Below are 25,011 nucleotides of genomic sequence, written 5' to 3' on the forward strand. Positions count from 1 at the left end.
AGTAAGTGCGTTTTGCTGCGATATCAATGCGGCAGTGATGCGATAAAACGGCGATAAAAAACGAAACGGGGCTGTCTTATCGACAGCCCCGTTTTTAATGTTGGGTTGTGAATCCATCACCCAGAAACATTAACGCTGTAACACCACATCCGATTGCGGAATACAGCAACAAGCTAAGACTTTCCCGGCTTCGCGATCATCTGGACGTAACGCGGGCATATCAGGCTGGTCAACCGTACCAGCTGTCAGTGTGATTTTGCATGCGCCACATAACCCCGCACGGCAACGGTGAGCCAGTGTAAAGCCAGCCGCTTCCGCCTGTTCAAGCAACGAAGATTGGTTATCCCCCGTAAACTGCTCACCATCGATACGGATAATCACTGGCGTGGCTGGGCGGCTCGTTTCTTGAGGGATAGCTTTTTGAGGGCTCGTTTCTTGATGGGTCGCTTCTTGTGCCGCTTCCCGTGCCGCTTCCCGTGTCGCCGCTTCTGTTTTCATGGCGCGATCAGGGTAGTGAGCAGGCGTTTGGATTTCGAGCACTTCCACCGTATCACCCGCGCGGATCATCCCCTCATTTAATGCCACCAAGTTTTGGCCAAAAAACACATTGCCATTGGCATCAGCGCGGAATGTTGTCAGGGTTTGCAGCGGCTCTTTGTGTGGATTGAATGTGCCGGTTTTTGGGTCAACCGTGGTTAAGACACAGCGGGCGCAAGGTTTTACAATCTCAAACGTCACTTCGCCAATGCGGATCCGTTTCCAGCCGTCTTCAGCAAATGCCTCAGTACCGGTCACCACCAAGTTGGTACGAAATTGCGCCATGGTATGTTGCTGCGGGCTGCGCGCATTTAATGCCTCAAGCGAGGCCTCGCTGATCACCAATAACGGATAACCATCGGCAAAACTCACATTTTGCTGAATTTTCGGGCGCACACGTTGCGATTGCTCGCCCGTAAACAGCAACTGCACCGTTTCATTCAGTATTGTGCTGAACCAGTGGTTAGCAGCCTCGGTGGTTTGCAGGGCGGAAAAGGTGTCGTTCCAGACGGTGGCATTGGCCGGTTGTAGGGAAAAATCGGCATAGCGCAGGATAAGCGGCGCACAGTCTGGGTGGGTCAGAACTAATCCATGGGGGTGTAACGCGGCCGCCACCTTGACCAATTGCGGATACTGACGGGCAGTGATCATTCTGCCGTTAAGGTTGGCGACCATAAAGCGGCGATCAAAACAGATCCCTTGCTTTTCAACCCAGGCTTGCGACTGGCTTAAACCGGCGATGGATTTGATTGGGAATACATTGATCTGACTGAGCTGGGCTGGAGGTGTAGCGTGACTCACAAGATTCTTCCTTTCTTATTATGTGATGACACGCAGCATAACAAAAAAGGTGCCCAAGGCACCTTTTTATCACACGCTGTGGGTCACAGTGGTGGCATCACATTTACTTGCTCAAGGCTTGGTTGAGCCACTGATCAAATTGGCTTTTTGGTAAGGCGCCATTAATGGTGTCGGCCAGTTGGCCATTTTTGAACACCATAATGGTAGGAATGCTACGGATGCGGTACTGTGCCGCCAACGCCTGTTGGGCTTCGGTGTCAATTTTCACGAAGCGCACATCGCTGTTTCGCTCTTTTGCGACATCCTCAAACACAGGGGCAAAACCGACGCATGGATTACACCATGGGGCCCAGAAGTCGACAACCACCGGCTTGTCGCCCTGCAATAAGGTGAGAAAATTCTCTGTTGTGCCTTCGACAGGCATACCGTCTAGCAGACGATCTTTACATACACCACAGGTCGCAATCTCGTTTACGCGCTCGGTCGGAATACGGTTCATCGACTTGCAGTGTGGGCAACGGGTAGTCATTGTGGTCATAGTAGCGTTCCATTTCAGTGTTATTACGCACTACTGTAACGACTACCCGATGAATAAAAAAGTCGGAAATATAGATTGTATTGATAGAGATAATCTATCGTTCAACCACTCCTCTGTAAGATAACGCCACTCAGCCACAATCAGTGGATAAGCCCAAGTTCTTTCGCTTCTTCAATGGTCAGGCCGCTGGCTCTGATATCACGAAGCATTTCAATACGGCGGCGGGCTTCAGCCTGCTGGCGCTTGTACTGAGAGATATTGGATGCTGTTTCATCTTTGAAGTCCCATTTTGAGGACACATCTGCAATCTCGTTATGGTCGATAGAGTTGATAGACACAATTACCTCCTAAAGAAACCTTGCATCGAATTCCATCTATGTGTACCAAACGAAATTCACCGCGTTAAGGTGATAAACTCCACTTTGTGACTTGTCGCAAAATAGTGCAATTTCGATGAAATGTTGCTTTGCGCGGGCCACAAACAGGAGTAGTGTTGATGGTTCCCCGCTCTAATAAATACGCCCTTTGTTGGCGATATTTTGCTCAACGAAACATTCCCATTTTTTCTCGCGTATCGTCATTCTTTCTTAATGTGATAATAAGTTTACAAACAGTTACTTATAGAACGATTTGTCACAGAACGGTGCGTGTTGAGCGGATAATGTACAAACGCATTCAGTGCGTAAAAAAAAGCATTTACAGCCCTGCGGATCTCTCGTATTATCGCCGCACTCAGGAGAGATGGCTGAGTGGTTTAAAGCACCGGTCTTGAAAACCGGCGTGGGTTTATAGCCCACCTAGGGTTCAAATCCCTATCTCTCCGCCACATTCTAGACGTTGGGTTGTAAAAACCGAGTGTCGTACAGAATTGGAGCGGTAGTTCAGTTGGTTAGAATACCGGCCTGTCACGCCGGGGGTCGCGGGTTCGAGTCCCGTCCGCTCCGCCAACACAACGAAGCCTCGTCAGAAATGACGGGGCTTTTTTGCATGTGTTGAATTTGAGTAGCCGGATGCGAAAACATCGGGCTTTTTGCGTTTTAATATCCCCGTCAAAACAATATAGCGATGTGTGTACATCGGCATAATGATTTCCCTCAAAAAACAATAACCGACAGTGCATGTAATGAGACCCTGAAGCGCGTTAATCCAGATGAGTAATACGTAAGCTATTGATCTAATTTTATTTCTCTGTTCATGTATAAGGTGTCGTTAAATCCGCGATCTTACTTTGTGCCCGGAAAAATAAGGGTTCACGATGATATGCACCAATGTTAAAGTACTGACTTTAAAGGATTGGCCTGAGAATTCGTACGGCGAATAGGGGAGTTGTCGTCGTGCTTTATACGCTGCTACGTGCTAGGAGGACAAATTGAGTAAGTTGGAAATAGTTGATCCTGAAACCGGTTTGACAAAGGAGATTCCAGTTTCTGAGTTTGTTATGCATAATTATAAAGAAGCTCTTATTCACGGTCGTGAAAAAGAAATTAATATTACATCTATTATCCGCGAGATTCACTTAAAAAGTAGGTTAAAGAAAACGGCATTTGTGACGTTGCGAGTTGATGGAAAGGAGGCTGATATTGAAATTCCAGCTTTAGCGCTTTCGACTTTGTCTATGTACTCTCAGAGTGAAATTGATGATTTAGTTACAGACTCATTTTTATCGAGTGACYTCGAAAAAACCTACAGTACGGCTATGCCAGGGGATTTACAACCATCAACGTCAAAACAACGAACTCTTGCGCTAAAGATCGCTGAATTATTAGATATCGATTTAAGTTATGAGATTCTTGCTTCTAAAAGAAAATTGGGGGCTTTTATCAGTGATAATCAACAAATATTTGATCGTTATGAAAGGGATGTTGAAGGTGTTGATTTTATATCAGCAAGGCTTGAAGATGCTCTAATGAAGTATTTCTCAAATGATAAGTGTTGGCATGAGTTATTCAATAGTGCTTTTGAACTTTATTTACAAGTGCCGCAACGAGCTCGTGAAGTCATTCGAAGAAATGTAGAAGGTGGTATTTCTGATAGCTATTGGAATGAAGCTCGTGATTTACCTGAAGGCGATGTTGTTTCTGAAATCATATCTGAAATATCATTCAAACTAGCAGCGATGGGTACACATGCAGAGAAGTTTGAAAATCTCCACATAGGCCAACAATAGTCGCAGGTAACAGATAAGAATATGTGTTGCGCAGCCAATACCTGTCCGAAGTGTGTGCGTCGAGTATGTGTAGTGGTAGCGTATGAAGAAAGCAAGAAGAGGCGCAAAGCTTGAACGTCAGAAAAAATACAAAATGGTATTTATGAATGGCAAACAGGTAAGAGTAAAGCGTCAAGAATGGATAGACGGAATACCGGTCGATGAATTTATAAATCAAAATGCTGGTGCCATTTGGCTTCATGAAAATGAAATGTGGGAACACATTGATGAATCACCAGACAGAGAAAGGAATGATGAATAGTCATGAGGCTGAATCACTATCTGCAGAAAATTGAACAGGGGGAGTCAATAAACCTGAGCCGTTTCATTGACTGCCTGCCGTTTTCAGACCCCCTTGAGTGGCGAAAAATCTATCAGGCAGTGCGTGTCCGTGGTGGATATCAATTGACGATTATTGATGCCGACCGTCATCAGGCACTGTATACGCCGATAGTCGAAGACAGAGTGAGTGCAGCTAAGCAGGGGCGCTCACATGATGTCGCCACTGGCTTTGCCCATATTTTGCTGCTAAATCAACACTGTCAGATGGGTATCCCGTTTGTGGTGGTGTCTGAAGCGGGGGGATTTAAAACTGTAGAGAAACGGGTCGGTAAGCAGGCTGTGATCATCGAAAATCTTGAAAACTTTTATCGCTATAAGGCCTTTTTATCGGCGATAGAGCATGAGAGTCTCATTGACAGTTGTGATATTTTGCTGGGGTCTGGCAATCAAATTTGTGATCGGCTCAATCTTCCCTTTCTTGCGGGCTATGAGATTATCTACTGCGCGCAAGATCTCGATTTAGGCGGGCTGACTATTTATCAGACGCTTAAAAAATCCCTGCCACAATGCCAATGGTTAGCGCCGCCAGAGTGGGAGCAGCATCGAGATAAATTTAGGCTGGTACCCAAAGATGCCACGCAATTAGCCAAGGCCATTCAACTGGCGAGGGTGTTGGCACTCACACAGGAAGCGGATTTGATGAATCAAACCCGCGCTTTTTTAGAGCAGGAAGCTTTTCTGCCAGTATTATAATGGAATGAAACCATGCCAAATGACGCTATCGATAACCTGCTGATCAGTATTTCACGTCTGGTTGCCGTAGACTCGGCCGGTGTTGCTATCGCTGAAATTGACCTTCGTGAGGGCGGGATATTAATTGGTGGGGGGAATATCGGAAAAACCTCGTTGCTTAATGCCATTCGGCTATTTTTGCTGCCGGAAGAGAATTTCAAAAATTCAGCAAAGAAATTTGGTTTTTCAGATAAAGAAGGCAAGTTCTTTTCCGATGATGAAAGCTTTGAACACTATTTTCCCAGCGCCAGCAGTTTTTTGATCCTTGAGTGTGATAACTACCTTGGCGGGCGCTTGCCGCATTGTCAGATCCTTTATCGTGGCAGTGCTGATAAGTTGGATTATCGTCGGATGTTCACCTCCCTGCGCTATGAGCAGATCCGCCATCACTTCTGGGATGCAAATGCTGGCGAAGACGGTGTCGGTGGTCGAGCAGAAGGCCTTAGCCCCACCAAAGTACAAGCTTTCTTAAAGCGCGAAGATAAGTACTTTAAGACGTTAGTGCGCTCTGCAGCGATCAAAGAGCTGATTTACGCCAATCAACTGCTTGATATTGATGCGATGCGCTTTTGTCTGTTCCCGCTTAACGCGACAGATGATGCCAATGTTGATGCTTTCCGCGCACTGGTTCGTTTGTTGTTTGATATGAAAACGGGATCGGACACTGTACGTTTAGCAGTGGCGAATATTATCGAATCTCAGAAAAAAGAGCGCAAAGATGCGCTTAATTTCGATATTGATGCCTTTATTGAACACAATGATGCGCTCGCCCGTCGGGAGCGTTTGTTGAAAAAGATTGACAGTCTGCGCCCGGAATTTGAAGCGTTGGCAGCCAGCCATCAGGCATTGATGCGAAATAAAAATGCCGAAGAGGCGTTGAWGCAGTTCGCGATGATGACGCAAAGTCGGATCGAGAAGGAAACCACAGACGTAGGGCTGGAGGAAAGCCAGCTCAAGCTGAAGGATAATCGGATCCAGTCTTTGCGCCGTGAGTGTCGAGAAACAGAAAAAGAGCAGGACCGCCTAGAAGGGCAGCGCAAAACGTTGCGTCGGCAGCAAAAGCATCTTGATGAGGTGGTACAGAAAACGCAGCTTTTAGTGAGTCAGTATGATGAAGCCGATACCCTGGAGATCATCATTGATGGCCACCGCGAGCATTTGGCGGAAAAAGAGCGGGAGCTGGCACTTAAACAGGATGCGGTAAAGCGCCAAGAAGAGTTACAAGCGCTCAATCAGGCGATCAGTCACAGCGATACGCTGGTGCAGCGTTATCAGGCGTCGGTGGATAATCAGGAATATAAGCTGTTTAATCAGTTATCTGAGCCGGTCTGGCTAAAATTGGCGGCGTTAAATGCAGAAGTGGGGGAGGCCAACCCAGGACGCGCGCTGACATCCACGGAATCGCAGGCGATTAAAGCGTTTGCCGATCTGATGCTGCCTGATGCGCAGGGTTATGACTTGCTGGGCGCAAAACTGGATGCGGTATCGGCAGATAAGCGTGAGTCAGATCAAATCAAGCTGAATAACGCGCGTGACGAGCTAGAAAGCAAGCGTCAACGTGCGGCCGAAATCAGTGCGATGGACAAAGAAAGCCGTTTTGAACAGGTGAAAACCCTCACGACACTGAAAACCGAAATTACCCGTACACAAGCAGAAATTGAGTTACTGCTGGCTTGCAACAGCAATACACAGCAGCTGCAAACCCTGAACGAAGAGCTGGAAGGGGTAAAAAACCAGCAGCAGGTATTAGTGCGACAGCTTGACAGTCAACAGGTGGTGTTGGGGCAAGAACAGCAAGCGCACAGTACGCAAGCGGTGAAAGTGAAACAGCTTAAGTCTGCCCTTGAGAAGCTGAGAAAGTACCAAACATCCGTCAAAGCGCAGCTTGAAGCCCATAATTTGCCGACCCATAATTTTCCCGTGATGCCAGACCAATTACTGGCGCTGACGGAAGACAATTTGCAGGCGCGGATCGATAATCTGCAAAGCAAGCGGGGAGCGCGAGCTGAGATAGTCGATCGTATTCAGGGCTTTGTGCGCCAGCAGGTGCTGGAAAATGATGACCAGTTGATGCGCCCGTTTGTTGACGATGAACTGCTGGCACACGCGTTTGAGCAGCTCCAGTCTCGCTATCAGGGGTTGGAGGAAGAGTTTGATATTCTGCGCAAACACTTCGTTGAGCATAAGCACTCCATTCACAGCATCATTAATGAACTGAAAAATAACCGCGAGATGGTGCGCCAGTTTGAGCTGAGTATTAACCGTGCATTCGCCGGTGTGGCAATCAATGATCTAACGCAGGTAGAAGCGACGATTAAAGTGGAAGCGCGGTTCAGTGATTTGGTCGGAGAGATCGAACATTTGGATACCCATTCTGATCAAAAAGCCTCAGAGCAGTTTATTGAGCGCCTGAAAGCCTTTAGCCAAAAATTCTTCCCTGATGGGAAAACGGCCATGCTAACCATGGAGCAAATCGTAGCAGGTATCGCCTATCGGGTGAAAAAGCAGGGCCAGACGGGGTGGGAGAGTAAATCGCAATCTACCTCAACCATCATGTTGATTAACCTCAAGCTGGTGGAAATTTTGCTTAGTCGTCTGAGAAACAAAGCATGTACGACGCACTTTCCGTTGATTATCGATGAGGGGGCGTCTGTCGATAGCTCTCAGTTTGACTGGTTACTGCCGAATTTAAAGCAGGCGGGTTTCAGGGTGTTGAGTGCATCCACGAATTCGGCATCAAGCGAAATTATTTTTAAATTTGGTCAGCATTTCCGCCTGGATGCGATGCGTACTGCCACGCCGTATCACCCAGCTCGGACGATTGCCTTTACCGGTATGCCAGACAGCTTTGTCACCATGGGCAGCGTACTGGACAGAGAGCAACTGGATATGTTTGGAGAGGCCGATGAGTGATCAACGCCTACTGACAATCCCGACGTTTACTATCATGCTGGAGCATCACACCATTATGCGGGATGTGATCCGCGATATGGATGAGGTGGGTGAGCCTTATGTGCATGAAGCCAAATTTATTGCTCAACTACACCGTTATATGCAGAGCTTGAGTCGGGATAAGCAAAAACAACTACGCACGGCGTTCTCAACCGATAACTTACTGGCTGCACATATTTTGGTGGATAAAGATGAATTCGGTGGAGAAAGCCGACTTATCTTTGACCGTTCGGTGATTGGCGTGTTTAGGCTGTTTGATCGCAGCCTATTTCAGGATTTGACGGATGTTGCGTTGAAAACACAGCTCGGCAGCATACGTCTGTTGCTTGAACAACTCGAATCGGACGCGTTGTTGTTTAGTGATACAGATCTGGATTACAAAGAGCTGATGGATGAGTTATTCCACCGTCTGAGTGAGTTACTTAACAGTATTCGACTGAATCTGATCAAAATGCAGACGATTAACCAGGAACTGAGTGAAGCCAGCGAAATGGCGGCGAAGGCGGGAAATCCTCAGGTGTTTTCTTTGTTGCAGCGGGAGTCTATCGGCAAAATTTCTCACTTGCTGTCACGACACATTTTGCCTACACGACAGTTTCTTGATGAAAAGAGCCGTTTGAAAGACAGGCTTAATTTGTTCGAGTGTCTGCAAAAGTTGCGTCGTCAGTTTGAATTGCATCAGGATCATCCGCGGGAAATGGCCATGCTGAGGTATGAGATCAGTTTTAACAGTTTTCATACCCAAATCAGTAAAGTGTCGCATTCGGTCGATCAGTTTCTGGCTCGCTCAAAAAAGCGTTTGCAGCAATTTAATGCGATTGAAGCGGCATTTGGCGAGTTGACGGAAGCGTTAGATGCCACTCGACACAATCTTAAACGTAGCTGGATTGACGGCGAATTTGCGCGCAATAACGGCGCATTCATGGGGTTGATGCAGCAGGCAAGGCCAAAGGTACTGCGTATCAGCAGTTCAGAAGCTTATCTCAATAATGTGGTGAGTGACATAGAGGCGAGAGTGGCGGACCAGAGCTTGCTGAAACAACATTGCTATGTGGATCTGACGAGTTCCAAAGATGACTCGATGGCGCGAAGATTAGCGCGTGCCGAGCAAATTTATGAATTGGTCAAACAAATGAAAATGGCGGAATATCAGGATCTGACGTTAGCCCTGCATCGCCGGTTGAAAATACACCTTCCGGGATACCATTTTGTGGATTTGCTGGAAGGGCTCAATTTTGCGCAGCGTAATGACGAAATGCTGGGCGGCTATGCGGTGAAAGTCACCAATTTTCGCAATCGCCTAGCACAAGATGACACCATTTATTTATATCGTAAGATCAGAACGGAGAGCGTGGAGTAATGACAACAGCTTTTTCACACATCAATATCGCGAAAAGCCAGCAGATATACGCTACCTTCGTCAATGGTAAGGTGATCACCAAGCAGGTATACGATATTTACCAGCACACGTTTATTGATAGCCCCCTTTATACCGAATTGTTTAACCACTTGGATCACTTTACTCAGCTTTACCTGCATATCGGCTATAACCTCAATTTCAACGCTGACGGTGAGTTTTTCTATATTAGCCGCAGCGAAGCGGAAGAGGATGCAGATACCAATGCGACCAAGATCCAAGCGATGCTATTGATTATTGCACGTTATTGGGTCGATAAAGGGTTTGATCTGGATGACTTGGCGACGCCTGTTATTGGTTTAGGGAGATCGGCACTTGAGGAGATTGAAGAACAAGCGATTTACAATGATATTCGTCAGGCGCTGGGCATTGAAACCTGGGATAAAGCCATGAATTATCTGGCTGATCGTAACTTTCTTTATCTTTGTGGTGATAAGCATTATGTGTTGAGTTCTGCAGGGATGTACTTTTTGAATCGTCATGTAACGAAGTATTCAGAAGAACAATAATCCGTGTTGATGACGTTGGCCACTACACCTTGTTGTGCATCCATGTGGATGCACAATGTTGCCATTCGCAATGGCTCACCAGATAAACAATCTCGGAAATAAAGGTCGTTTGTCCTAAATTTACGGTATTATGCACAATTGACCAAATTGTAGTTATCCATGAACATACCCACTAAAGATCCTCTCGCCTTAAATGTATCGTGCTCAAACTGTCAAGCATGCTGCTGCCGTCTTGAAGTTATGATTATTTCCGATACGGGTGTACCCGAAGAATTTATTGAACGTGACCAGTATGGGGGAGAGACCATGATGCGACTCGATGATGGTTGGTGCGCGGCTTTAGATAGAGACAATTTAATGTGCACCATTTATGAAAATCGCCCTTGGATATGTCGCGAGTTCGAGATGGGCTCTCATGAATGCGTTGATGAACGCGATAAGTTTCTATAAAGCAATACGTTAAGTTTTTAGACGGTTCGCGGGTTGTTAGCCATAAAAAATAATGATGACGTTGTTTGTTATGGCTAACACTCAATCCTAAGTGTTGCCCCCCCCTGTGCCATTTTTCTGCCAACCTATTATTCTTTCACGGTTTGCTTTTCATCTCTCTCGGTCGGCTGACGTTCACGCTGGTCATGTCATGCTGAAAGCAGGGGCTACCACAAGCTTCTATCTTAGTGATAGCGGGTGGTAGGTTTGCAAACGTTACAAGAACCTTAGATCGCCCCCTGACTTTTACGCTGTAAAGACGGTTTTGCGGGGCTATGCATTGCTTGTCGCATCTTCGCCATGGATACTGAAACGCAATAATAATAAACAGCTACTCTCCATAAGAGAGTGGCCGTCATATTAGCGGTCAAATAATCGAAGTGGGTAAAGTAAAGCTTTCGATGAATGTAGCCGGAGGGTATGTGAAGGTTGTGAAATAAGAATACATTTTTGTGGTAGATATACTGGAAATACTGTTGAAGAGTGCATATCAATCACGGGCAGTTGACGCGAAATAGTCCGTGCAACGGCGGTAAGCATTAAATGGCAATCAAGTGTTACGCGAATTTAAGCTTTATCATAAATTCTAGCCCAGAGAGAAATGAGTTATATGAGAGATATGTTTGTTGCTGTCGTTGTTATGCTGACGAGTCTGGTGAGTTTTTTTGGCTGGTTTGCCATGATGTTTGCTTCTTTACCTGGATCAGAAGTGAGTTATGCTATTTCAATGCGTATTATTAGAGGACTGTTTTATATCTATCCAATAATAGGGGGGGTATCGATTTACTTTCTATATAGGCAACTCAGCGTGAGTTATTATGCGTTACTTTGGTGTTTCGTCCCATTGATTCCAATTGTATTGGTTTGGTTCATCTTTCACTTTCAGAGTGTCGATTCTGCTGTGTAATTATCGACAAAAAGAGGGGGGGACCACCTGCGTTGCTGGCTTCAAGTGCACCCGATCTAGCGAAGGGGCATGTCATTCACGATGGGCAAGGATGGCAGTATGAAAATGTTAGTCGTTACAAATACGGTGGTGACAGTACTGGTCGGGTGGGCGATAGCATGGTTGGTTTCTCGAGGGGATTTCCTCGCGACAGCATCTCACTATCCCGTTGATTTTATCTATATGGTGCTGGGCGTCGTTTTAGCTTTTTTTGTGTCGAACTTTTCAGTGAACGCTATTCAGCGAGGATCCTGGAAAATATCAGCCTTCATTTACATTATTTACTATTATGGTGCTTTTGGCCTATTTGCAGACGGACATCTTGCCGATTGGAGCCATAGCGATGGTTTCATTGATAAGTTACTGATGTCAGGTCTTTATATCGTCATATCGCTATTTTCAGTTGTAGTCCCTCTTATATTGATAGGCATTTCAATTGTACAGGCGTACTTACTTTCTATTTCTGTTGAGAATAGACAAATATAACGAATGCTCAAAGCGCAAACCTGTATGGATGTGATGAGTGTGTTCGCTTTACTCGTATCCATAAACGTTGCAGCATTCTTCGATCACCCCCTGAGTTTTATTATCAGATACGTTGAATTGAAGAGACACCATTGCAGCCAAGTATGCCGCTATGGATACTGAATGAAAATGAAGGAAGTATGGTTGTTGAAGCCGTTGACGCAACATAAGGGAATGAGCATGAAAAAGTCTGTATTGGTATTGTTGTTAGCCTGCGGTCTGATGGGGGCGCTACCTGTGACAGCAGCGGGTCCGGCATCACTGCATCTGGGATCTTGTGTGAATGACAATATGACCGGAAAAGAGCGCAAGGCACTGGCGAAATGGGTGTTCTTTGGGATGTCTGTGCACCCAGAAATGTCGCCGTATGCGAATGTGGCCAAAGTAGAGATCAAGAAATCCAATCAATATGTCGCCAAGTTAATTACGCGTTTGTTGACCCAAGATTGTGTGAATGAAACCAAAGTGGCGATCAAAACCGAAGGCTCACTTGCCATACAAGCGGCTTTTGAGATGGTAGGTCGTACCGCCATGCAAGAACTCGTTAATAACCCTGATGTGGCGAAGTCGATGAGCAGTTTTGAACAGTATCTCAATCCGGCAGATTTCGCCAAATTGGGCGAGGAATAATTTGAGATGGGGTAAGGTGTGTTGCACTTATTATTTGAATTTAAGTTTTGTTCAGTATGAGTGTCACGTTGAACATTGAGAGACGCGACAAATGCAGTGATGCGTGAATGTCTCTCTCTATCCAAGTCATGGATAGAGACAAAGGGAGTGAGGAGTATGAAGCGAGAGCTTAAAAATGGCTTTTATCTTTCTGTCAGTATTGGTGTAGGCACTGCTATATATCAATATTTGTTTCTAACAGCAGAGCATTTTGATGTGCATAGGCCGCTATTCATCAGTATATTTTCATTTTTGTTGATTAGCCTAGTGACCGTGATAAAAAAGTGTATCAATCGTTAATCGATGCTTTATGTCGGAGTTATGCTGAAATAAGTAAATATTACAGTCAGAATGTCGAGTGATATTTTGCTTTTTTTACGCATGTATTGTCATTGTTATTTTGCTTGTGAATACTGTGTCATACAGTGATTGAAGGTAATATTAAGGATGAAGTCGATGACATCAGCAAGGCATAAAGGTAGATTATTGATCGCCGCGGGGCTCTTTTTATCAATGCCACTCATGAGTGTTGCATCAGAGGTTATATTGACATCCATGCCTATTCGTTATGGTATTGAAAGCCAAATATCATTAACGTGGCCACTTGAAAACAAAAATAAGATATATTCTAGTAAGCACTTCATGAATGACAATAATCTCGCTGAAGAGGCAGGGGTTTACCTGCCGCAATATTTTCTTGATTCGGCAGTGAGTGATTATGATGCGAAGAAGAAAAAGTTCTTTATGCTGTTTTATAATATGGCAGAGGCGCCGGGGTGTGATAGAGAGTATCTGATACAACGCGTTAAGCTGACGAAAACTGATTTTGACATTAATGGTAAGGTACTCAAGAAAGACAAAAAGTACTTGGTTGAAATCATGAAAACCCTTGATGGAAAAATGAAAAGAGCAGATCGTCATATCAAGAAGTACAGCCTGAACCGTGCCTATACTCGCCATTTGTCCGCTCAGCTCGAAATCGGGTGCGGGAAGATTAAAGACCTGACGCCAGCGAAGGCATGGCCATTTTCACGATCGAAGTTATATAAATTGGCGCAAAACTATTCATCAGAGCCGGGGTTATATCACCAGGTTAACTTTGAGTTTTCCAGAGCGTACTCATACAGCTTTATGTTTTCAAAAGATGGCAATCATTCGGTGACGTGGCCGGATTTTATGCTGAAGTAAATCTATCGGGCGTGATGAAATAGCGGGAACAGGAAGAGTGGGAACAAACGATGAACATAGGGCCTAATCAGGCTAGGCCCTTTTCATTCTGATGCGCAATGGCAATGAAGCGAATTAGTTGTAAAACGCTTCAACAGTGCCTTTTAGCGTGATCAGAAGCGGCTGGCCGCGACGGTCTAGTGCTTTTGGTGATGGCACTTTAACCCAACCTTCGCTGATGCAGTATTCTTCAACGTCGAAACGCTCTTTGCCGTTCAGACGGATACCGATGTTGTGCTCAAAACATGCTGCTACGTGGTGTGGGCTACGTGGGTTGCATGATAGGTGATCAGGTAGAGCAGGTTGTGAAGTAGTATCGTTCATGTTCTTGGCTTCTAGAAAATAAAAAGTGCGATATTGTAGTCAATATAGACCTCACGCTCAATAGATGCCGGAATAAATCCACTTTGCATGCATGGTCAATTAATTAACTGATTTAAAAGTAATTAAATTGGCCATTCATCGCACCACTCATCGTTCTATCAATGAGATAAATCTGTTTTTCTGAAATCGAGCGCTATTTTCTGTCCTTTTTGGATTCTCGCATCGGCTTTAGGGCGTTGGCGATTGCCAGTTGAACAATGGCAGAGGATACTGATAGGTAGCATATGTCATGCAAATAATAGGGAGATTATTGCGAATGGAGATGGGATTGCTCGGGGTGTTTATCACCGTTGCTATTGCACATTTTTTGGCGTTGTTAAGCCCAGGGCCGGACTTTGTCATTGTGGTCAAAAGTGCGGTGAGAAACAAAGGCAAAAATGCCTTGGGTGTGGCATTTGGGATCGCGGCAGCGAATGCCGTGTATATCACGTTATGTCTGGTGGGGGTCGGGTCAATCTTAGCGGCGTCGGTGCCCGTGATGATCGCGCTCAAGCTCATCGGTGGTCTGTTTTTGATTTACCTTGCAGTACAAGCGATACGGGCCAAAAAGAGTGCCTATAAGAATATTGAGATTGAGGCAGACAGTACGCCGCATCACACCTCGTTTTTCCGAGAATTTTTCATCGGCTTCATGTCTGGGATCTTAAACCCTAAAAACCTGCTGTTTTATTTAAGCTTATTCACCGTTGTGCTCAGCAGCGAGGTGGGGTTCTACTTTAAATTGGCGCTGGGTGTCTGGATGACCTTGGTGGTACTGATTTGGGACGCCGCCATCATTGCCTTACTATCAACGGAAAAAGTGCGGGGTCAGTTTACCCGTATCGCGTATTACATCGATAAGGTGACGGGGGCAATGTTAGGGCTGATTGGAGCCACTATTGTGAAATCGGCGGTGATACAGCAGTAATCCCCCCTCGGTATGCTTCAGACACGCATGTTTTAGGCACGCATGTTTTAGGCACGCATGTTTTAGGCACGCACGCTTTAGGACGCGAGGGACGTCAGCCTTATAAACCCTTGGATTAATAAGGGGACTGTCATTACACTGCAATGATGACTGATTGGAGTGAATGGAATCGATGTTAATCAATGCGGTGTATTTGCTGACGGGTGCCTTTGGCGGCACAATCATAGGGGCGTTAGGCAGTGGCAGTAGCCTTGTGATACTGCCGTTGTTAACGCTCACCTTTGCCCATATCTTCCCCGAGAGTTTGTCACTGAATATTGCGGTTGCGACGTGCATGGCGACGTTAGTGGTCGGGAGCTTTTCTGGGGCGGTCAGCTACGCCAAATCTGGCCTGTATGATAAGCAATTAGTGACCCTGTGTTTACCGGGTATCCTTATTGGCGCGCTGATTGCGCCACAATTATCGGCCTTGATTTCCCCTTCCTGGCTCCGTTTGTATATTGGCCTGCTGCTGTCAGGGATCGCCGTGTATAAACTGCTCCAAAGTGCCCGTCATCAGCCGGATACCGTGAAATCCGTTCAGCCAGTACTCTTGGTATTAGTCAGCATCGTCTGTGCCATTCTTAGCGGGTTGGCTGGGGTGGCGTTGGGGATTTTGATGATCCCATTCTTATCCCGCTATGCCTCGCATCAAATCACCTTAGGCACCAATTTGCTATTAGCGGTGCCGTATTCAATGGTCGGTACGGCAGGGTATATCATGACAGGTTGGCACTTGACGCCCGCCGTGGGCGAAACGCCTTTTTTGTTAGGTTATATCTATTTGCCTGCTTTTTTGGCTATTGCGCTTACCATTGGCCTGTTCCCGCCGCTGGGCTTAAAACTGGCCAAGAAAGTCGGCAATACCATCATGCAGCGTGTGTTTTATGGTTACTTATTGTTGGCCGGTATCTCGATGTTGCTGTAGTGCGTTGTCAGCGTGTATTGGTGATTTGAAATGCCTCGCGTTTCATTCTTCTCCATTGTTCGTCCTTCTGTTAACTGTGTAGTGTTTGGTGGTGGCGGCGTATTGTATCGCGTGCCAATTAGCCGAGAATGAAAATGAACATGCTACGTCTATGCTGGAAATCCCTGCTCATCAGTGTGCTGTTACTGTTAGTGCTGACATACATCGCCCTGTATGTGCGCGATCAGTTTGTGCGCCCGTTTTTGGGTGATGTGTTGGTGGTGATATGGCTCTATTACACCTTGAAATCGGTGCTGAATGTGTCGGTAAACCGGTTGGCGTTGGGGGTGTTGTTTATCGCGTATGCGGTGGAGATCGCCCAGTACCTCAATGTGATTGCATGGCTGGGTCTAGAGCACATTAAAGCGGTGCGTATCATTTTTGGTGCGACGTTTGATCCGCTCGATTTACTGGCATATACCCTTGGCGCCTTCGCGGTGATAGGGGGCAATGTCGCTTACGAAAAATTTCATAAGGGCAGATGAGGTTATACTGCTTTTTCAAACATATCATCTTGTATGAAAAGAGGTTTATTCGTGAAATATCTATCTGCATTTAGCCACTGGTGTCAACAGCCTGCGGGTTCAACCATGAAGGGGGTTATGGGTGTGGTGCTGGTGTGTGCCGTGTTTGTCTTGCTTCAGTCCTGAAGTGCCTTTGTTTTCATCGCGTGCCGAGACAGTGAGTGTGTGAATGAGTGAGATTGCTGCGTTTATGTTAGGTGAATGCCCTGATAAATGGGGGCGTTCTATTGAGCATCTTTTGGCGTTAGAACCGTTCTGGTTGGAGCATGATCATAAGTATATTCAGGTGTTGTTCCCGATTGACGAAGGCACGAAGTTTAATCGCCATGCGCCGTTAGTCACGCAGGCTGATCGTGAAATGTTTGCCAATGATGCCGCATTACGGGCGGTGCACCTGCAAGCGTTGGATTTGATGTTGGATTTCTGGGGGATGACGCGTGATAGGGAGACAATCTCAGCCGTGTTACCGCTGGCCCCTGCGACGCATGTGTGGCTGAAGGTACATGATCATAATCAGCTACGTTTAACGCGAGTGATCCGCAGCTTGGCGTTGCTGGGCAATCCAGTGATAGCGGCGAGCTTGAGTGAGTGTGTATTGGAGGCCGCCGCACAAGTGGGGTCGGTGTCAGAGAAAACCCGTTACCATTGGCAGCAAGCCTTGGTAATATGACCGTGCTGTTACGGATACTCTGAACAATAAAAAGGCCACACGGCAGGTGACGCTATATCACCGATGCCCGTGTGGCCTTATTGATTCTGGGGGGATGCTTTATGACAACGCCGCGATTTTCTTCGGTACGATCAAGCGCTTCCACGTCAGGTTAAGCAAAATGATCCCCGGTAGGCCGAAGCACACCAGTCCCATTGCGCCTGACTGGGCTTCCCCTTCCGCAAACGAGGCCCATGACCAGCCGATACAAATCCACAGGATGCCAAACGCCGATGCCAGCGCAAGGTTGGTGATCCAAGTCATCTGGTAGCGCTTGCTTAGGTGGACATAGCCCCATGCTGCGGCGGTGGTCATCATGCCCATCAAATACCACATCAATCCAATCATGTTATTTCTCCTTGTCCGACAGCCAGAATTTATCAACCGCTTTGTCGATTTCCATGTTGCCGTAGCCAAATAGAATGTCTGCTTCCGTCATCATTTTATGGACAAATCCCGTGGTGACGGTGTTAGAAGCATCAATTAGACGGTGGTGCCAGAAATCCGGTTTGTTCCACGGACAGGCTTTAATGCAGATCACGCAGCCAATGCCATTGTCACCCCAGTATTTGAAGCACTTTTTGGCATCGTTATAGAACTTACGCACGCCTTTTTGCCCATGCCAGGCAATGTCAATGCTCTCACTGCCTGGATAGGTTGGCGCCATTGAGGGCTTATCGTCCATGCTGATGGCATTCGACGGGCACTGCTCTGCACAGCGTTTGCAGTTTTCACAAAACTCCATGATGCCGAAAGATCGTGGCTTGTCGTATTCAACAAAGTCAAAATCGGTGTAGATCTTGGCGGTGCGCACACGACTGCCGAAGTTCGGCACAATTAACGTCCCGTTGCGTGCGCCTTCGCCGAGACCAGCGGCAATGCTGTAGGCCACGTTGTTGCCCAAGTCATTACCGGAGGCCACGGCTTGGTAACCCAAGCGACGAATGAAGTCGGCTAACTGACCGGCGACCAGCGACATTTCGGTGTATTCGTTGTTGACCGAGGCGGCGGAAACGGCAGATGGCGCAGTACGGATCGCTTCGTAGTCCATTTCAAAGGCCAGCACAATCACGGTTTTAGGCTTGAACGGGAAATCGTCTTCCCATGTGTAGGTGGTGCTGGTGACGGGATCAAAAATCGGTGAATAGTTCCAGCGCGGATCATTGTGGGTGATCCCGACGCGATCAGCGCCGAACATGCAGGCCGCGCGCTTAATGTGCTGGCTGGCTTCTTCTGGCGAGTCAAACTGCCATTGTTCAGTGGCAAGGTTGAGCTGCTCCCACGTGTGTTCACCGGTACGCGGGGCACCAAATTTACTGGTCGGGGCCAAGTAGCGATCCAGCGGGCCGACGGCCGCGTGACACAGTGCCCAGTCAATCTGGCGATAGCCCGGGGTGTCATTGTCCCATGCGGCGGGGTTAGGTTGCGCGTGAAGCTTGAGCGACTGCATGATGCTGGTGAAGGTAAAGCCGGGAATGCCTAACTCTGCCGCAAACGCGGTGTTGCGTTCGGGGAACTGGGCTTGCAACGCTTGCGAAATGGCATAGCTGAACACCGAGTTACGCTGATCAAACGGGATAAGTACGCTGTCGTCAATTTCCACGGGGAAACTGTCGTGTGGTACGCCGTTGACGCGGTAGGTAATGAAGGCGCTTGCGCCACCGGTGGCCGCCAATGCCGTAGCGGCGGCACCCCATTTGAACAGGTTACGGCGGTGGGGGTTTTCCAACGATGAGGTGTCCTTTTCAGGCGTTGGCGTCGGTTGCTTTTCCATGATCGTTCCAAGTCAATAACACTGGGAACGATAATAGGGAACCTCGATGGCGGGATGCAGATCAGCGTTGCTATGGCCCTATTCAAAATTCAAATAGATCGTATTTCTGCTCGGCGTATTGGGTCAGCATGTCGAGAAACACGCGAATTTTTTTCGGCATATGATGGCGTGAGTGGTACATCACATAATACGGCTGCTCGAACGAATACTTACCGTCAAACAAACATACCAACTTGCCTTCTCGCACCATGGCATTGGTGAGGAACTGCGGGGTATAGCAGATCCCATGGCCCTGAACGGCCAGTTGCATGGTCGAGCGGATAGATTCAGACATAAACGTGCCATCCACGTCGACGCAATGCACGTCATTACCTTCCACGTACAGCCAGCAGGACGGATCGGCCAAGCGGGTATCAAAGCGTAAGCAGTTGTAGTGAACCAACTCGCTGGGGTGCGTAGGCGTACCGTGTTTTTCCAGATAACTCGGTGCAGCATAGAAGCGGCGACTGAAGGTAAATAATCGGCGTGCCACCATACCGCTATTCTTGGGCATTTCGACATAAAAGAATAAATCTGCATCGCTGGTTTGTTCAATTTGGGTCGGAGAAAGGGTTTTGATATGAATGCGAATGTCCGGAAAGGTGCGCATGAAAATATCAAAGAACTCTTTAGACAGCACTTCACTGAAAAACGTCGGCATACACAGGTGAATATCGCCACTGGGGGCGGATTGAAAATCGCTCAGGTTATCCTGCGCAAGATGAAACTCTTCCACAATGGCTTTACTGTGGTGATAAAACTGACGCCCTTGCTGCGTTAAGAAAATCTGACGGCTGGTACGCTCAAATAACCGCGCTTGCAATTGATCTTCTAATTGTTTGATTTTACGGCTTACCGTGGACTGGGGCAGATCAAGTGTATTTGCCGCTTCGGTRAAACTCAGTTGATCGGCCACTTCAACAAATAACGCCAAATCATCAATTTTCATACACATTCCCTATTGTACGTGCTGGTGCGCGCCGATTATCGTCACCGCGTGGGTAAAAGCCATCTTGAGCGCTTCAAATATTGACGTGGCGCACTCTCTCCCCGTTGATCGCTTAACTCTTCATCAGATCGTCATGGGTATAGCAAAATTGCTATGCGGGCATGCAGTTTCAGGGATAAATAGCGGGAATAAAGCATGCCACAATCGAGCAATGTCTTTTTCGCTCAGTAACTTGGTGATGAACAGAAAAACTTCAGCGACAACACCGTCCGTTAAGTGGCAGCGAGCCATTGCCCCACTGGCGTTGCTTTCTTTATTGGTGGCCTGGTGGGTGGGGTACCAGCAGCAAGTGGGGATTAGCCATATTCTCAGGACTCATTTCTCACTCAGTACACTGACCCAAGAGGCCGGTCACGATCACCGTTTTCACGATGCCGCGCAAAACAGCCGTACGCCGTATTATGCCGCGAGCGCCAATGGCTATGGGGGCCCCTTAGTGATGGCGTTTGAGGTGGATGCGCAGCACCGAATTCGTCACGCCACCTTGGTCGATCATGTTGATACTGCCGGGTATGTGGTGAATGTGTTAAACCAACGCATGCTGGATCGCATTAACGGTAAGCCAATTACCAGTGCAATGATGATTGGCAATGACATCGATGGTGTCAGTGGTGCGACATTAACGGTGGCCGGTATGACAGAGGCGGTACGCAAGGCCGCCCATGAAGAAGCGATAGCTCGTGGCTTGACGCCTGACACCGTGAATGTACCGATACGCTTCCAGTTAACGGATGCATTGCTGACGATACTGGTATTGATGGTGTTGTTTGAACGCAAATTGCCTGCCGCTGTGCGTAAATATCACATTATGCTGGTGGGCGTGTTGTCGGTGGTGGTGATTGGTTTTTGGGCCAACATGGCCTTGTCGTTGGCGTCACTGTCGAGCTTATTGCTGGGTTACTGGCCCGATCCACGGCAGAACCCGTCACTGTATATTTTGTTATTGGCCATTGTGGTGGGCATGGTATGGCTAGGGAAAAACGTTTACTGCAGCCAGTTGTGTCCGTTCCACCATATTCAACGCTGGTTACATAAACTGGGTAAAAACAATGTGCCGTTACCGCGTTGGTTAACGCGTCATGCGGTCAATATTGTCAACGTGTTGCTGTGGGCGGCCCTGATGCTGATGTTTGTCTCACGCAATCCGGCGATTGCTTCTTATGAGCCGTTTTCTATGCTGTTCTCACTCGATGGGGTGGGCGTGCAGTGGTATATCTTGCCGCTGGCGTTAACCGGCAGCTTCTTTATCAAAGATTACTGGTGTCGCTTGCTGTGTCCGTTAGGGCGAGCACTGAACGTGGCGGTAGAGCAGCGTCAAACGGTGCGAAAAACATGGCGCATTTGGCAGAAAAAACGCGGTTCAGTACAACAGAGGGACGTTTCATGACAATGCCAGCAGCAAGCAAAACGCGGCATCCCGCCAAGGCGACAGAAAAAGTGAGTATTCTTGCGGGGGTGGGTTACGGGTTAACTGTCGCGGTGATCGTGTTGTTCATGATCAACGGCGTGATCAGTCAGTTCTCGTAATGAGAAGATCGCAACAAGACAATTCACAATAAGAACGTTAACAATAAGAAAGCTCATAATAAAATCCAAACCTCTTTTTCATGGTGGCAGTGGTATAACGTGCGCTGTCGCCATGTGTTTTTTCCTCACATTTCTCTATTGGTTCTTCACTCTTTCCCCATTTTCCATTCCTCATTCCTCATTCCTCATTTTTCCTGTCGTTTTTGTTATCTCCATTTCTCGTCATGCCTTTGTCGTCGCATAGTGAATTTGGTGAGTTTTACGGTGGGATGTGCAATGTGAAGGTGGCTGTCAGGTGCCAATAGGCTGCAACGCATACGTCGTGGTGTGTGCTTGGTCGCATTTGTAAGTCTTTGATTGTCAATGTGTGTCATACGTTTGTCAGGTAAATGTCGTTACGCTATAACTGATTTTAACCGTACATTGGGTGTCGACAACGCAGAAAGGACTTAATGATGATTATTCGGAAATTACGATTACAACGCGGTTGGTCTCAAGACCAGTTAGCTGAAATGAGCGGCTTGAGCATTCGCACCGTGCAGCGTATTGAACGCGGTCAGAAACCCGGTTTAGAGTCATTAAAATCCTTGGCTGCCGTATTTGAAACGACTGTCGCTGAACTTCAGCAGGAGCCCGATATGCAAAAGGATAGTAACGAGCGCGTCATTCCCTCTGTCAACCTGACGGAAGAGGAGCAATCTGTGATTGAACAGGTAAAAGAAATAAAAGGCTTTTACTCGCATTTGATCACGTATGTCATCGTCATTGTCGGTTTATTTATTTTAAATTATGTCACCGACCCCACGTATATCTGGGCGTGGTGGCCAGCGTTAGGATGGGGAATTGGTATCGTAAGCCATGGTTTAAGTGCGTTTGAGGTGCTCAATTTCTTCGGCCCTGAATGGGAAAAACGCCAAATTGAAAAACGCTTAGGACGAAAGCTATAGCGCCGAATCAGCACAGTGAAGATGGCGGCCTACTACGGGTAATTGCCAGTGGTAGGCGTCTTTTGTGGTTTTCATCCCCCTGATAACTATCAAGCAAGGAGTGCGTTTTGCAAGGCTATACCATCAGTACTGATCAAGATTATTTGGACGTTGAGTTAATCTATAGCTTCATTTCAACCAGCTATTGGGCGAGAGGGATCCCTCGGCACACAATGGCGAAAGCGATAGCTAATTCGCTTTGTTTTGGTGTGTATGACGCGAATGGGCAGCAAATCGGTTTTGCCCGGGTCGTGACGGATAAAGCTACTTTTGGCTATCTAGCCGATGTCTTTATTGTGGATGCGCACCGTGGTAAAGGGCTCAGCAAATGGCTGGTGGCGACGATTATTGATCACCCTGAACTGCAAGGGTTACGACGCATGCTGTTGGGTACAGTCGATGCGCATGGTTTGTATGCTCAGTTTGGTTTTTCTGCTATTGCTGAGCCTGAGCGTTTTATGCAAATTTGGCAGCCCAATGTGTATCAAACGGTGCGGCAAGATCTTAACGATTAAAGTCGTCTTATCGGCTTACTTTTGATTTCATCGGCTATGCTTTTATTTTGAACGGTGTTTTTTATTGCGAGCAACCCCAAAAAAATGGGATGCTCACTTTGCGTACGATGGAATCGTCGCTTATGTTGAGCATCTTATATTGATAATCAAGAGATGAACGGGTAGCTATTAGCCAAAGGCAGAATAAGGATATGACGATGAAAAAAGGGTTGAGTGTAATACTGTTGGCACTGGTGCTGATGGGGTGTGCAGATAGAACGACAAATGTGACGGCATCAAGCAGTTTGGTGGATTTCCTTTACCCAAAAAGGGGGGATTATGTGGAGCATGAACCGGAAATGCCAACGCTGACGTTGCCTGTCAACATGGGGATTGCGTTTGTGCCTGCCAGCTATTCCAGCGGTTCAATGCATCTGTCAGCGAAAGAGAAACATGACATTTTAAAGCGGGTGAAGGACGAGTTTATTCAATTGAATTATGTCCACCGGATTGAAATCATTTCGGATAACTACCTGACTCCGGGAGGGAGTTTTGAGACGTTAGACCAGCTCTCTCGGTTGTATAACATTGATTTAATTGCGCTGGTTTCTTACGACCAAGTCTCACGCAGTAATGAGAACAATGCCTCACTGCTGTATTGGACTATTGCCGGTATGTATTTGATCCCCGGTAATAGCAATACCACACAAACCTTTATTGATACGGCGTTGTTTGATATCGACAGCCGTAAAATGCTCTTTCGTGCCCCAGGGATCAGCAAAGTCGGTAGCTTGTCGACGGCCGTGGGGGTGGATGAGTCCCTGCATGAAGACACTACTGAAGGCTTTGATTTAGCGGTGAACGACATGGTGACTAACCTGAATACGGAATTAGATACGTTCAAAATACGGGTAAAAGAAGAGAAGATCGCGCACGTTGAAACACGAGAGGGTTTCAGCTTGGGCGGTGGCAGTGTGGGTGGCGGAGCCTTGTTGGGAATGCTATGGCTCGCTTTTATCCGAAGAAAACGATAAACGCATTGGCAACAAAGGAAAGCAATCAATGAGGCAAGTAGGGAGACACCGTGAATGAAAATTAAACATTTATCACTCAGTGCCAAGCAGCCTCAGCGTTGTGCGACGATATTAGCCGCGCTCACGGGGGGTGAGGCTAAGCCGTTCCCGTCTCCGACCATGGAAAACGCTTGGCTGTGTGTGTGGGATGAGGCCAACAATGCACTGATTGAGTTTATCCCTCATGACTACGCGTTATGCTATGGCGAACACGGGGCGGTGTATGAGCGCCAAGCGTATCCGGTCGCCTTTAATGCTGCTCATGTGATGTTGGAGGCGAACAAAAGTATCGATGAGTTGGCCGGTTTAGCCGACACCTACGGGTTGGTGCACCGTTTCCGGCCACGGTTTGGCGGCCCGTTGTATGAAGTGTGGCTCGAAGCGTCGCTATTGGTCGAATTTTGTTCGCCAGAGATTCAGGCTTACGCTGAGAAAAAACGTGAGCGGTCGTCAATGTCTGGTATGTGATGGCTTGAACGGCTTAGGCATATAACCTGCTGATATAGTCTGTATCTACGGTGTGTTTTTCTTCATTATTCCCTTTCGGCTGGTATTGATATTTTACATAGGCCAATTCTTCATAATAAGCTGCGACCAGCTTGCATTTTGCGGGTTGTGATTGGCGTGAAAGGCATAGGCCTAATGCGGTTAACTGAGTTAATGGCATAAAAGAATCGGCGCCATTGAGC

General features: G+C 47.2%; 27 protein-coding genes and 2 tRNA genes. 22 read left to right on the plus strand and 7 right to left on the minus strand.

The features are described from left to right. Positions 1 to 129: 129 nt before the first annotated feature. From L4C36_RS07605 to L4C36_RS07615, 3 genes are all read right to left on the minus strand, one after another. On the minus strand, positions 130 to 1,338 hold the full coding sequence (locus L4C36_RS07605) for a YcbX family protein (protein ID WP_428477199.1): 1,209 nt from the start codon (positions 1,336 to 1,338) through the stop codon (positions 130 to 132). A gap of 103 nt (positions 1,339 to 1,441) precedes the next feature. After that, positions 1,442 to 1,876 (minus strand): thioredoxin TrxC, encoded by a 435-nt coding sequence (gene trxC, locus L4C36_RS07610; protein WP_428477200.1) that lies wholly within the window; start codon positions 1,874 to 1,876, stop codon positions 1,442 to 1,444. A 140-nt stretch (positions 1,877 to 2,016) separates the two neighbouring features. Beyond that, entirely contained in the window at positions 2,017 to 2,214 is a 198-nt protein-coding gene (locus L4C36_RS07615; protein WP_047876308.1) for a hypothetical protein, read from the minus strand. A 397-nt stretch (positions 2,215 to 2,611) separates the two neighbouring features. On the opposite strand from L4C36_RS07615, the gene L4C36_RS07620 reads away from it, so the two are divergent. The 12 genes from L4C36_RS07620 (at position 2,612) to L4C36_RS07675 (ending at position 13,851) form a co-directional block, all read left to right on the plus strand. Then, a tRNA-Ser gene (locus L4C36_RS07620) sits at positions 2,612 to 2,702 on the plus strand. Positions 2,703 to 2,746: 44 nt separating this feature from the next. Further along, a tRNA-Asp gene (locus L4C36_RS07625) sits at positions 2,747 to 2,823 on the plus strand. Between the two features lie 422 nt (positions 2,824 to 3,245). Next, positions 3,246 to 4,043, plus strand: a complete 798-nt coding sequence (locus tag L4C36_RS07630; RefSeq protein ID WP_428477201.1) for a hypothetical protein — start codon at positions 3,246 to 3,248, stop codon at positions 4,041 to 4,043. Positions 4,044 to 4,125: 82 nt separating this feature from the next. Continuing rightward, positions 4,126 to 4,344: a hypothetical protein gene (locus L4C36_RS07635; protein WP_428477202.1), complete on the plus strand. Its 219-nt coding sequence runs from the start codon at positions 4,126 to 4,128 to the stop codon at positions 4,342 to 4,344. A 2-nt stretch (positions 4,345 to 4,346) separates the two neighbouring features. Next, on the plus strand, positions 4,347 to 5,117 hold the full coding sequence (locus L4C36_RS07640) for a Wadjet anti-phage system protein JetD domain-containing protein (protein ID WP_428477203.1): 771 nt from the start codon (positions 4,347 to 4,349) through the stop codon (positions 5,115 to 5,117). Between the two features lie 12 nt (positions 5,118 to 5,129). Next, positions 5,130 to 8,069, plus strand: a complete 2,940-nt coding sequence (locus tag L4C36_RS07645; RefSeq protein ID WP_428477204.1) for a coiled-coil domain-containing protein — start codon at positions 5,130 to 5,132, stop codon at positions 8,067 to 8,069. Beyond that, positions 8,062 to 9,468, plus strand: coding sequence for a hypothetical protein (locus tag L4C36_RS07650; protein ID WP_428477205.1), 1,407 nt, complete (start codon positions 8,062 to 8,064; stop codon positions 9,466 to 9,468). The genes L4C36_RS07645 and L4C36_RS07650 overlap by 8 nt, the downstream gene beginning before the upstream one ends. Then, on the plus strand, positions 9,468 to 10,034 hold the full coding sequence (locus L4C36_RS07655) for a condensin complex protein MksE (protein ID WP_428477206.1): 567 nt from the start codon (positions 9,468 to 9,470) through the stop codon (positions 10,032 to 10,034). The genes L4C36_RS07650 and L4C36_RS07655 overlap by 1 nt, the downstream gene beginning before the upstream one ends. A gap of 159 nt (positions 10,035 to 10,193) precedes the next feature. Further along, complete coding sequence (locus L4C36_RS07660; RefSeq protein ID WP_428477207.1) at positions 10,194 to 10,484, plus strand: YkgJ family cysteine cluster protein; 291 nt, start codon at positions 10,194 to 10,196, stop codon at positions 10,482 to 10,484. A gap of 1,045 nt (positions 10,485 to 11,529) precedes the next feature. After that, positions 11,530 to 11,955, plus strand: a complete 426-nt coding sequence (locus L4C36_RS07665; RefSeq protein ID WP_428477208.1) for a hypothetical protein — start codon at positions 11,530 to 11,532, stop codon at positions 11,953 to 11,955. Between the two features lie 219 nt (positions 11,956 to 12,174). Next, entirely contained in the window at positions 12,175 to 12,624 is a 450-nt protein-coding gene (locus L4C36_RS07670; protein WP_428477209.1) for a hypothetical protein, read from the plus strand. A 495-nt stretch (positions 12,625 to 13,119) separates the two neighbouring features. Then, positions 13,120 to 13,851 carry a hypothetical protein gene (locus tag L4C36_RS07675; RefSeq protein ID WP_428477210.1) on the plus strand — a complete coding sequence of 244 codons (732 nt, stop codon included), beginning with the start codon at positions 13,120 to 13,122 and terminating at the stop codon, positions 13,849 to 13,851. 114 nt (positions 13,852 to 13,965) lie between these two features. Here L4C36_RS07675 and L4C36_RS07680 read toward each other — a convergent pair whose 3' ends face one another. Next, a complete protein-coding gene (locus L4C36_RS07680; protein ID WP_428477211.1) occupies positions 13,966 to 14,214 on the minus strand; it encodes a DUF3297 family protein in 249 nt (82 codons plus the stop codon). 316 nt (positions 14,215 to 14,530) lie between these two features. Between L4C36_RS07680 and L4C36_RS07685 the strand changes: the two genes are divergently transcribed. The 4 genes from L4C36_RS07685 to L4C36_RS07700 all read left to right on the plus strand — a co-directional run bounded on the left by L4C36_RS07685 (position 14,531) and on the right by L4C36_RS07700 (position 17,381). Continuing rightward, a complete protein-coding gene (locus tag L4C36_RS07685; protein ID WP_428477212.1) occupies positions 14,531 to 15,181 on the plus strand; it encodes a LysE family translocator in 651 nt (216 codons plus the stop codon). 163 nt (positions 15,182 to 15,344) lie between these two features. After that, complete coding sequence (locus L4C36_RS07690; RefSeq protein ID WP_428477213.1) at positions 15,345 to 16,148, plus strand: sulfite exporter TauE/SafE family protein; 804 nt, start codon at positions 15,345 to 15,347, stop codon at positions 16,146 to 16,148. 140 nt (positions 16,149 to 16,288) lie between these two features. Next, a complete protein-coding gene (locus tag L4C36_RS07695; protein WP_428477214.1) occupies positions 16,289 to 16,672 on the plus strand; it encodes a ribosomal maturation YjgA family protein in 384 nt (127 codons plus the stop codon). Between the two features lie 208 nt (positions 16,673 to 16,880). After that, the gene (locus tag L4C36_RS07700) at positions 16,881 to 17,381 is read left to right on the plus strand and encodes an opioid growth factor receptor-related protein (RefSeq protein ID WP_428477215.1); all 501 of its coding nucleotides are present in this window, start codon (positions 16,881 to 16,883) and stop codon (positions 17,379 to 17,381) included. Between the two features lie 99 nt (positions 17,382 to 17,480). Here the strand turns inward: L4C36_RS07700 and L4C36_RS07705 are convergent, their stop codons facing one another. The 3 genes from L4C36_RS07705 to L4C36_RS07715 all read right to left on the minus strand — a co-directional run bounded on the left by L4C36_RS07705 (position 17,481) and on the right by L4C36_RS07715 (position 20,182). After that, complete coding sequence (locus L4C36_RS07705; RefSeq protein ID WP_428477216.1) at positions 17,481 to 17,768, minus strand: tetrachloroethene dehalogenase; 288 nt, start codon at positions 17,766 to 17,768, stop codon at positions 17,481 to 17,483. 1 nt (position 17,769) lies between these two features. Beyond that, positions 17,770 to 19,194 (minus strand): reductive dehalogenase, encoded by a 1,425-nt coding sequence (locus L4C36_RS07710; protein ID WP_428477217.1) that lies wholly within the window; start codon positions 19,192 to 19,194, stop codon positions 17,770 to 17,772. Between the two features lie 82 nt (positions 19,195 to 19,276). Further along, positions 19,277 to 20,182 carry a LysR family transcriptional regulator gene (locus L4C36_RS07715; RefSeq protein ID WP_428477218.1) on the minus strand — a complete coding sequence of 302 codons (906 nt, stop codon included), beginning with the start codon at positions 20,180 to 20,182 and terminating at the stop codon, positions 19,277 to 19,279. Between the two features lie 238 nt (positions 20,183 to 20,420). On the opposite strand from L4C36_RS07715, the gene L4C36_RS07720 reads away from it, so the two are divergent. The 6 genes from L4C36_RS07720 to L4C36_RS07745 all read left to right on the plus strand — a co-directional run bounded on the left by L4C36_RS07720 (position 20,421) and on the right by L4C36_RS07745 (position 24,790). Beyond that, a complete protein-coding gene (locus tag L4C36_RS07720) occupies positions 20,421 to 21,629 on the plus strand; it encodes an FMN-binding protein (protein ID WP_428477219.1) in 1,209 nt (402 codons plus the stop codon). Continuing rightward, positions 21,626 to 21,769 (plus strand): hypothetical protein, encoded by a 144-nt coding sequence (locus L4C36_RS07725; RefSeq protein WP_428477220.1) that lies wholly within the window; start codon positions 21,626 to 21,628, stop codon positions 21,767 to 21,769. The genes L4C36_RS07720 and L4C36_RS07725 overlap by 4 nt, the downstream gene beginning before the upstream one ends. A gap of 455 nt (positions 21,770 to 22,224) precedes the next feature. After that, positions 22,225 to 22,716, plus strand: a complete 492-nt coding sequence (locus L4C36_RS07730; protein ID WP_428477221.1) for a 2TM domain-containing protein — start codon at positions 22,225 to 22,227, stop codon at positions 22,714 to 22,716. A gap of 107 nt (positions 22,717 to 22,823) precedes the next feature. Further along, the gene (locus L4C36_RS07735; RefSeq protein WP_428477222.1) at positions 22,824 to 23,270 is read left to right on the plus strand and encodes a GNAT family N-acetyltransferase; all 447 of its coding nucleotides are present in this window, start codon (positions 22,824 to 22,826) and stop codon (positions 23,268 to 23,270) included. Positions 23,271 to 23,467: 197 nt separating this feature from the next. Continuing rightward, complete coding sequence (gene rhlP, locus L4C36_RS07740) at positions 23,468 to 24,283, plus strand: rhombotarget lipoprotein (protein ID WP_428477223.1); 816 nt, start codon at positions 23,468 to 23,470, stop codon at positions 24,281 to 24,283. Positions 24,284 to 24,337: 54 nt separating this feature from the next. After that, the gene (locus L4C36_RS07745; RefSeq protein WP_428477224.1) at positions 24,338 to 24,790 is read left to right on the plus strand and encodes a hypothetical protein; all 453 of its coding nucleotides are present in this window, start codon (positions 24,338 to 24,340) and stop codon (positions 24,788 to 24,790) included. Positions 24,791 to 25,011 lie beyond the last annotated feature (221 nt).

This window comes from Photobacterium japonica (assembly GCF_050337005.1).
In the GTDB taxonomy this organism is placed as follows: domain Bacteria; phylum Pseudomonadota; class Gammaproteobacteria; order Enterobacterales; family Vibrionaceae; genus Photobacterium; species Photobacterium japonica.